Raw genomic sequence first — 247 nt, 5'->3', positions numbered from 1 at the left:
CTTGACACTGAACACTGGTCCTTGATGTGTAGGATAGGTGGGAGGCTTTGAAGCGTGGACGCCAGTCTGCGTGGAGCCGTCCTTGAAATACCACCCTTTAATGGCTGGTGTTCTAACGTAGACCCGTAATCCGGGTTGCGGACAGTGTCTGGTGGGTAGTTTGACTGGGGCGGTCTCCTCCCAAAGAGTAACGGAGGAGCACGAAGGTTAGCTAATCCTGGTCGGACATCAGGAGGTTAGTGCAATG

1 rRNA gene is annotated in these 247 nt (G+C 53.8%); it reads left to right on the top strand.

The features are described from left to right. Positions 1-247, top strand: a 23S ribosomal RNA gene (locus APT89_RS21740); the annotation flags it as partial.

Origin of the sequence: Enterobacter sp. 50588862 (assembly GCF_001462935.1) — a bacterium.
GTDB classification, from domain to species: Bacteria; Pseudomonadota; Gammaproteobacteria; order Enterobacterales; family Enterobacteriaceae; genus Enterobacter; species Enterobacter bugandensis.
The sequence above is the reverse complement of the archived record's forward strand: the minus strand, read 5'-3'. Positions and strand labels throughout refer to the sequence as shown.